This window comes from Rhodopseudomonas sp. BR0C11 (assembly GCF_010820945.1).
Lineage (GTDB): Bacteria > Pseudomonadota > Alphaproteobacteria > Rhizobiales > Xanthobacteraceae > Rhodopseudomonas > Rhodopseudomonas palustris_H.
The window spans coordinates 1-6,607 of record NZ_QTKI01000263.1 but is presented as its reverse complement, the minus strand read 5'-3'; the positions used below and the strand labels follow the sequence as shown (position 1 = coordinate 6,607).

Genomic DNA, 6,607 nt, shown 5'->3' with positions numbered 1-6,607 from the left:
CCGCGGCTGAGGGAACGGCGCAAGCGGCTCGCGGGCACGCTGTCCGGCGGCGAGCAGCAGATGCGGGCGATGGGCCGCGCGCTGATGGGGGCGCCGAAGCTGTTGATGCTCGACGAGCCGAGCCTCGGCCTCGCGCCGATCATCGTGGCGGACATCTTCCGCATCGTCGGTGAACTGCGCGAAGCCGGGGTTTCGGTGCTGCTGGTGGAGCAAAATGCCAAGGCCGCGCTGGCGATCGCCGACCGCGCCTATGTGATGGAGCTCGGCGAATTCGTGCTCGACGGGCCGGCCTCAGAGGTTGCGCGCAACGAGGCGGTGGTCGCGAGCTATCTCGGCTTCTCGCACCCCGCCTGACGGTTCGGCGGGCACCATCGGCAAGGCGTCGCCGTCGTCGAGCAGCACCACGCAGTTGCGGCCGAGATCCTTGGCGCGATACAGCGCGAGGTCGGCGCGCCGCATCAGCGCCGACAGTTCACCGCCGCGATAGGCCGCGAGGCCAAAGCTCATCGTCACCGCCACCAGCCGGCCGTCGCAGGCCACAGCGGTGGCACACAGCCGGCACAGTTCGAGCGCGTAATCGTTGGCCTGTTCGTCGCTGACACCGACCATCAGGCCGGCAAATTCCTCGCCGCCGTGGCGAGCGATTAGCATGCCGCGCGGCGCGGCGAAGTCGCGCAGAATGTCGCCCACCTCCGCGAGCACGCGGTCGCCGATGTTGTGGCCATAATGGTCGTTGATCGCCTTGAAGCGATCGAGGTCGCACATCATCGCCACCACCGGCTGCCCGGCGAAATTGGCCTGCGCGAGCTGGGTCGCCGCCGCCTCGTCGAAGCCGCGCCGGTTGAGGAGACCGGTCAAAGGATCGGTGCGCGACATCCGCATCAGTTCGGCGCGGGTCGAGGTCAGTTGCCGCATCAGACGGGCCGACCGATACGCCATCGCGCCCGACAGCGTCGTCGAGATGCTGAGCGCCACCACCAGCGACGCCTTCACCACAGCGCCGACCTCCACGGTCGCGTGCCAATCGGTGCCGAGATCGGAGATCAGAAAGATGATGGTGGCAACCGCCGTAATCCCGGCTGCGGCCGCCACCCGGCCCGCGGTGTAGCGGATCACATCACGCTGCGTGACGATCTGGCTCGGCATCAATCACCGTTGCTGGGGCCGTGCCGGCACGGAAGCGTAACCGCCTCGGCCGCCGTCGGGCCCGATGCACGGCGTTCCGCCGCGCGAAGTCCGTTGAACCCCGGTACTCCTACCAGAGGACGCGCGCCGGTCACGTTAACTCCGCGCAATTCGAAGCATCAGCCTTAACGCGGCGCTAAGGCGGTGCCCCATTTTTCTGCGGTGCAGGACGAATCTCTTGAGGCTGCTACGGCAGCCCCCGCACAGCAAAAAGCCGGCCTCACGGGGAGGCCGGCTTTGCAAGGCGCAGGCGGGATGTCGCCGGCGCGATGGGGCTACTTCACCATCACGTACTTGCCGTCTTTGACGGTCAGAAGGATGCGCGATCGGTCGTCGAGGCCGTAGCGATCGGTTTCGGTGAAGCTGTACACGCCCTGGCTCGCCGCGATGTCCTTCTCGCTGATCAGCGCCTTGCGGATCGCTTCACGGAATTCCTGCGTGCCCGGCTTGGCAGTTTTCAGCGCCACCGGCACCACCCGCTCCAGCACCTTGAAGGCGTCGAACGAGTGCGCGGCGAACTGGCTGCGGCTGTTCGGGCCGTACTTGGCTTCATACGCCGAGTTGAGCTCGAGGCCGGGCTTCTTGGTTAGCGCGCTGGCATCCTGACCTTCCGGATCCATCACCGGACCCGACGCCATCAGCACGCCCTCCGCCGCCTTGCCGGCGATACGGATGAAGTCCATCGAGGCCGCGCCGTGGGTCTGATAGATCAGGCCCTTGTAGCCGCGCTCGCGCAACGTGGTCTGCGGCAGCGCCGCGGCGGTGCCGGAGGCACCGACCAGGATCGCATCGGGATTGGCGGCGACCAGCTTCAGCACCTGGCCGGCGACCGACGTATCCGGACGCGCGAAGCGCTCTTCGGCGACGATCTTCAGACCCATCGCCTCGCCCTGCTTCTTCAGGTCGTTAAACCACAGGTCGCCATAGGAGTCCGAATAGCCGATGTAGCCGACGGTCTTGATGTTGTTCTTCTTCATGTGCTCGTAGAGCACCTTGCCCATGATCGGAATCGGCTGCGGCATCGCCACCGACCACTTGGCGCGCTCCGGCGTGATCGGCAGCGGCGCCAGCGCGATGTGCGGCACCTGCGCTTCGTTGGCGACGTTGGAGACCGCCACGGTCGGCGGCGTCACCGATGAGCCCATGATCACGTCGGCCTTGGACTCCGTGACGAAACGCCGCGCGTTGGTGGTGGCGGCAGTCGGGTCGCCGCCGTCGTCGAGCACGATCACCTTGAGCGGATGGCCGCCGATTTCCTTCGCCACGAATTCGAGCGCGTTGCGCTCCGGAATGCCGAGCGCCGCGGCAGGTCCCGTGGTGGTGACGGTGATACCGATGGTGATTTCGTTGGTTTCGGCAAGAGCGGCACCGGACAATCCCGGCAACGCGAGGGCCACGGCGATCGCCGTAGCGGATAGCTTGAACTTGGTCACGTTCTCCTCCTCCCTCTGTTATGGCATCGGCCGTGTTCGGCGCGATCTTGTCGTCTTGTTTACGGCATCACCGGCGGCGAGTCAGCCCCGCATGAATTTCGCCTTCACCTCCTCGGGCACCGGCACCGATTTCAGCCGGCCTGGATCGTCCGGATGGCGGCCGACCATCACCCGCGTCTCGAAGCCTTCGAGCGCCAGCTGTTCGCCCTTGAAGAGCTTGTGCACCACTTCGAAGCTGGAACGACCAAACCGCTCGATCCGGCTTTCGATGCTGATCACATCGCCATAGGTCGAGGGGATGTAGAACTTGGCGCGGGTGTCCACCATCGGAATCCCGACCAGACCATAGACCTTGATCAAGTCGCGCTTCGAGCATCCGGCTGCGACAAAAAGCGCCGAGGTGGAGTCGTCGAACATCGCAAAGTAACGCGGGTAGTACACAATATCCGCCGGGTCACAATCGCCCCACTGGATCTGCACCTCACGGCGGTTGGTGAACATGTTGCCCTAATCCCAAACGAGAATATCCAAGTTCGTCATTCCGGGACGCGCCTCTTGGCGCGGGCCCGGAATCCATATCCCCTGACGGTGGTTATGGATTCCGGGCTCGCCGCTGCGCGGCGCCCCGGAATGACGAACGCTGAGTTTTGATCCTACTCCAGCGCGATCACATGCGCGGGCGGCGGGTCTGCGTACAGGTCGGCGATCAGCGCGGCACGATATTCCAGCACGGCGCGCTGGTTGACCGAGCCCTTGTCGGTGATCTCCCCCTTATCGATCGACAGCGGCTCGCCGAGCAGCACGGCGCGGGTGACGCGGTTCGACGAGCCGGTCGCCTGCGTCAGCAGCATGGCGAAGCGCTCGCGGAATGCCTCGCGGATCAGATGGTCGGCCGCCATGCCGGCCAGATCCTCCAGCGGCAGCGTAGCGTTGATCAGCTTGCAGCCGTCGGGATCGAGGATCGCCAGCGCGGTGACGTAATCGCGGTCGAGCCCGGCGATCACCACGTCGCGCACCAGCGGTGCGCAGGCAGCAATGAACTTGGCGCGCAGCGGACCGACGCTGACCCAGGTGCCCGACGCTAGCTTGAAGTCCTCCGAGATGCGGCCATCGAAATCGAAGCCTCTCGAAAGATCGTTGGGATCGACCGGCTTCAGCGCGTCGTTGAGCTTGTAGAAGCCCTCCTCGTCGAACGCCTTCTCGGTCAACTCCGAAGCGCGCCAATAGCCGGGCGTGATGTTCGGCCCCTTGGCGCGGACTTCGAGCTTGCCGTTGTTCGGCACCAGCTTGGCCTCGTTGCCCGGCACCGGCAGACCGACATGGCCCGAACGCGATGTCTGCGGCGTCACCGACATGAAGAACGGCGCAGTCTCCGTCGCGCCAAGGCCGGTGAGCATCGGCACCCGCGCGCCGGTCTCCGCCACCGCGACCTCGTCGAGCCCGCTCCAGACGTGCGCCGCGAGGCTGGCGCCGGAGAAGAACATCGCGTGCAGCCGGCTGAAGAACAATTTGCGGAGCTGCTGGTCTTCGCGCAGCACGGGCAGCAGCGACTCGTAGCCCTTCGGGACGTTGAAATACACCGTCGGCGCGATCTCGCGCAGATTGCGGATCGTTGCGGCGATCCCTGCCGGCGTCGGCTTGCCATCGTCGATATACATCGAGCCGCCGTTGAACAGCGTCAGGCCGATATTGTGGTTGCCACCGAAGGTGTGATTCCACGGCAGCCAGTCGACGATCACCGGCGGCTCATCCTTGAGGAACGCCATCGCCTCGCGGATCATCACCTGATTGGCGCAGATCATCCGCTGGGTGTTGATCACCGCTTTCGGATTGCCGGTCGATCCCGAGGTCAGCAGAAACTTCGCAATGGTGTCGTGGCCGATCGCCTCGTGCTTGGCGGCCAGCTCAGGATGCTCCGGCGTCGCCAGCAGTTCGGCGAGCGAGGTCACCTTGCGCCCCTTCACCTCGCCGCGCGTGGCAGCGAGTTCGACATCCTCTGGAACGGTGGCGAGGATCGCGGGCGCGAAGGCGGTGATGTCGTCGGCGAAGATCAGGCCTGGGGTCAGCAGACCGATGATGTGCCGCAGCTTGCCGTAATCCTTCGACACCAGCGAATATGGCGGCGACACCGGACACATCGCGACGCCCGCGTACAGCGCGCCGAACATCACGATCGCATGGTCGATCGAGTTGCCGGACAGGATCATCACCGGCCGCTCTGCCGACAGGCCGCGCGCGATCAGCGCCGAGGCGATGGTCTGCGCGGCGCGCAGCATCTCGGCATAGCTGATCTTACGCCAACCGCCCTCGCCGTTGCGCTCGGCCATGAACACCCGATCCGGTGCGATCTCGGCGAAATGATGCAGCCGATCGGTGATCCGCACCGGATAATCGGTGAGCGTCGTGGTCGAGCGCACGTAGATCGTGCCGTCCGGCTTGCGCTCGGTGGCGATGCCGATCTCGCCGAACGAGATGTCACGCAGCGGGTGAGCCGCGTCACGCCCGTCGGCGGTAGCGGCGAATGCAATGGGATCGGTCATGGCGTCCATCACGGCTCCGTTCAGCTCGGCCGAACCTTGGCTGTCTTGTGATCGAGGAAAGCGCGTATCCGCGTTTTGGCTTCCTGGTCGCTCTGCGCCACGGTCGCCATCAGCGATTCCATCAACAGGCCGGTCTGCGGATTGGCCTCGGCGATCATCGGCAGCGCCTGCAGTACCGCGAAATTGGTCAGCGGCGCGTTCTGCGCGACGCGATTGCCGAGCTCCAGCGCCTTGTCATAAGCCGAGCCGCTGTCGATCAAATATTGCGAGAAGCCGTGCATGACGCCCTCGGCGGCCGAGTACACGCGCCCGGTCAGCATCATGTCGGCCATCCGGGCGACGCCGATCAACCGCGGCAACCGCACCGAGCCGCCGCCGCCGACGAAGATGCCGCGGCTGCCCTCGGGTAGCGCGTAGTAGGCGGAAGCCTCGGCGACGCGGATATGCGCCGCGCAGGCGAGCTCCAGCCCGCCGCCGATCACCGCCCCCTTCAGTGCCGCAATCACCGGCACCCGGCAGTACTGAATCTTGTCGAACACCCGATGCCAGGTCTGGGAATGCACCAGCCCTTCGGTCGCGTCGCGTTCGCGCAGTTCGGAGAGGTCGAGGCCGGCCGAGAAGTGATCGCCGATGCCGTGGATCACCACCGCGCGGATCTCATCCGGAATGTCGGTGAGACAGTCCTTCAGCGCCGCCATCAGCCCGTCATTGAGGGCGTTGCGTTTCTTGGGGCGATTGAGACCGATCGTCAGCACGGGGCCGACGGTGTCGACGACAAGCGTCGATGGGTCCGCGAGCGTCGCGGCCTGAGCGTTTCCTGTGAGCACTTATTACGTCCTGTGCAGAATAGTTATAGATCATAACAATCACTTGAGCCCGGCGTCAATCGGCATTGCCGTGTAAAAGCGGGGACTGGGGCTCAGAAACCGCTGGCGCTGGATGTGACGCCAGCGGCGTGGCACAGCAACGCAGCCCGGCGAGGCGTGCCCCCCTCTCCAGCTTGCGGGAGAGGGTCGGGGTGAGGGCGACGCAGGCACGGAAGCTCAGCTACGCAGAAGTGCCCCGACCCCGGCTTCGCTACGCCAAATCGACTTCTTCCCTCACGGCAGAGCGCAACCGTGCCGGTGGTTAGTCCATGCCAGGAAGAGAGGCTGTCACCCCACCCCGCTCGCTGCGCGAGCGACCCTCCCCCTCCAGGGAGGGTGAAGATCGCAGCACCCCGTGCTCACAACACCTGATGCACGTCGATTACGACGCGGTCGGCGTGGCGGGCGGCGGAGCCAATGAACAGATGCTGCATCAGCCACTGATAGTTCGGGTGGCCGGTCTCGAATCGCGGCCGGGTGCGGAAATAGATCAGCTTGGGGTCGACCGGCTCGCCCCGCTTCAGCTTCTGCAGCAATTCGACCGGCCCGAACCGGATGCCGATGTTTTCGACATAGACCACCG

The 6,607-nt window shown here is 65.4% G+C and carries 7 protein-coding genes; 1 reads left to right on the top strand and 6 read right to left on the bottom strand.

Annotated elements, in window-relative coordinates:
* Nucleotides 1-354: ABC transporter ATP-binding protein (locus DYI24_RS18180; protein WP_164573296.1), on the top strand; the 354-nt coding region annotated here is incomplete at its 5' end.
* Here the strand turns inward: DYI24_RS18180 and DYI24_RS18175 are convergent.
* The 6 genes from DYI24_RS18175 to DYI24_RS18150 all read right to left on the bottom strand — a co-directional run.
* Entirely contained in the window at nucleotides 292-1,146 is an 855-nt protein-coding gene (locus tag DYI24_RS18175; RefSeq protein ID WP_164573295.1) for a GGDEF domain-containing protein, read from the bottom strand. The two genes, DYI24_RS18180 and DYI24_RS18175, sit on opposite strands and share 63 nt — an antisense overlap.
* Nucleotides 1,147-1,460: 314 nt before the next feature.
* Nucleotides 1,461-2,618 carry an ABC transporter substrate-binding protein gene (locus DYI24_RS18170; protein ID WP_107343758.1) on the bottom strand — a complete coding sequence of 386 codons (1,158 nt, stop codon included), beginning with the start codon at nucleotides 2,616-2,618 and terminating at the stop codon, nucleotides 1,461-1,463.
* Between the two features lie 81 nt (nucleotides 2,619-2,699).
* Entirely contained in the window at nucleotides 2,700-3,119 is a 420-nt protein-coding gene (locus tag DYI24_RS18165) for an acyl-CoA thioesterase (protein WP_107343757.1), read from the bottom strand.
* Nucleotides 3,120-3,271: 152 nt separating this feature from the next.
* A complete protein-coding gene (locus DYI24_RS18160) occupies nucleotides 3,272-5,167 on the bottom strand; it encodes a feruloyl-CoA synthase (protein WP_164573294.1) in 1,896 nt (631 codons plus the stop codon).
* A gap of 11 nt (nucleotides 5,168-5,178) precedes the next feature.
* Nucleotides 5,179-5,985 (bottom strand): crotonase/enoyl-CoA hydratase family protein, encoded by an 807-nt coding sequence (locus DYI24_RS18155; protein WP_164573293.1) that lies wholly within the window; start codon nucleotides 5,983-5,985, stop codon nucleotides 5,179-5,181.
* 398 nt (nucleotides 5,986-6,383) lie between these two features.
* Nucleotides 6,384-6,607, bottom strand: a 224-nt coding sequence (locus DYI24_RS18150; RefSeq protein ID WP_164573292.1) for a DUF3237 family protein, incomplete at its 5' end; no start/stop codon positions are given.

Bases quoted from the DNA above. Each gene is read 5' to 3' on its own strand.
- DYI24_RS18160 (WP_164573294.1), bottom strand. From the start codon at position 5,167: ATGGACGCCATGACCGATCCCATTGCATTCGCCGCTACCGCCGACGGG.
- DYI24_RS18175 (WP_164573295.1), bottom strand. From the start codon at position 1,146: ATGCCGAGCCAGATCGTCACGCAGCGTGATGTGATCCGCTACACCGCG.
- DYI24_RS18165 (WP_107343757.1), bottom strand. From the start codon at position 3,119: ATGTTCACCAACCGCCGTGAGGTGCAGATCCAGTGGGGCGATTGTGAC.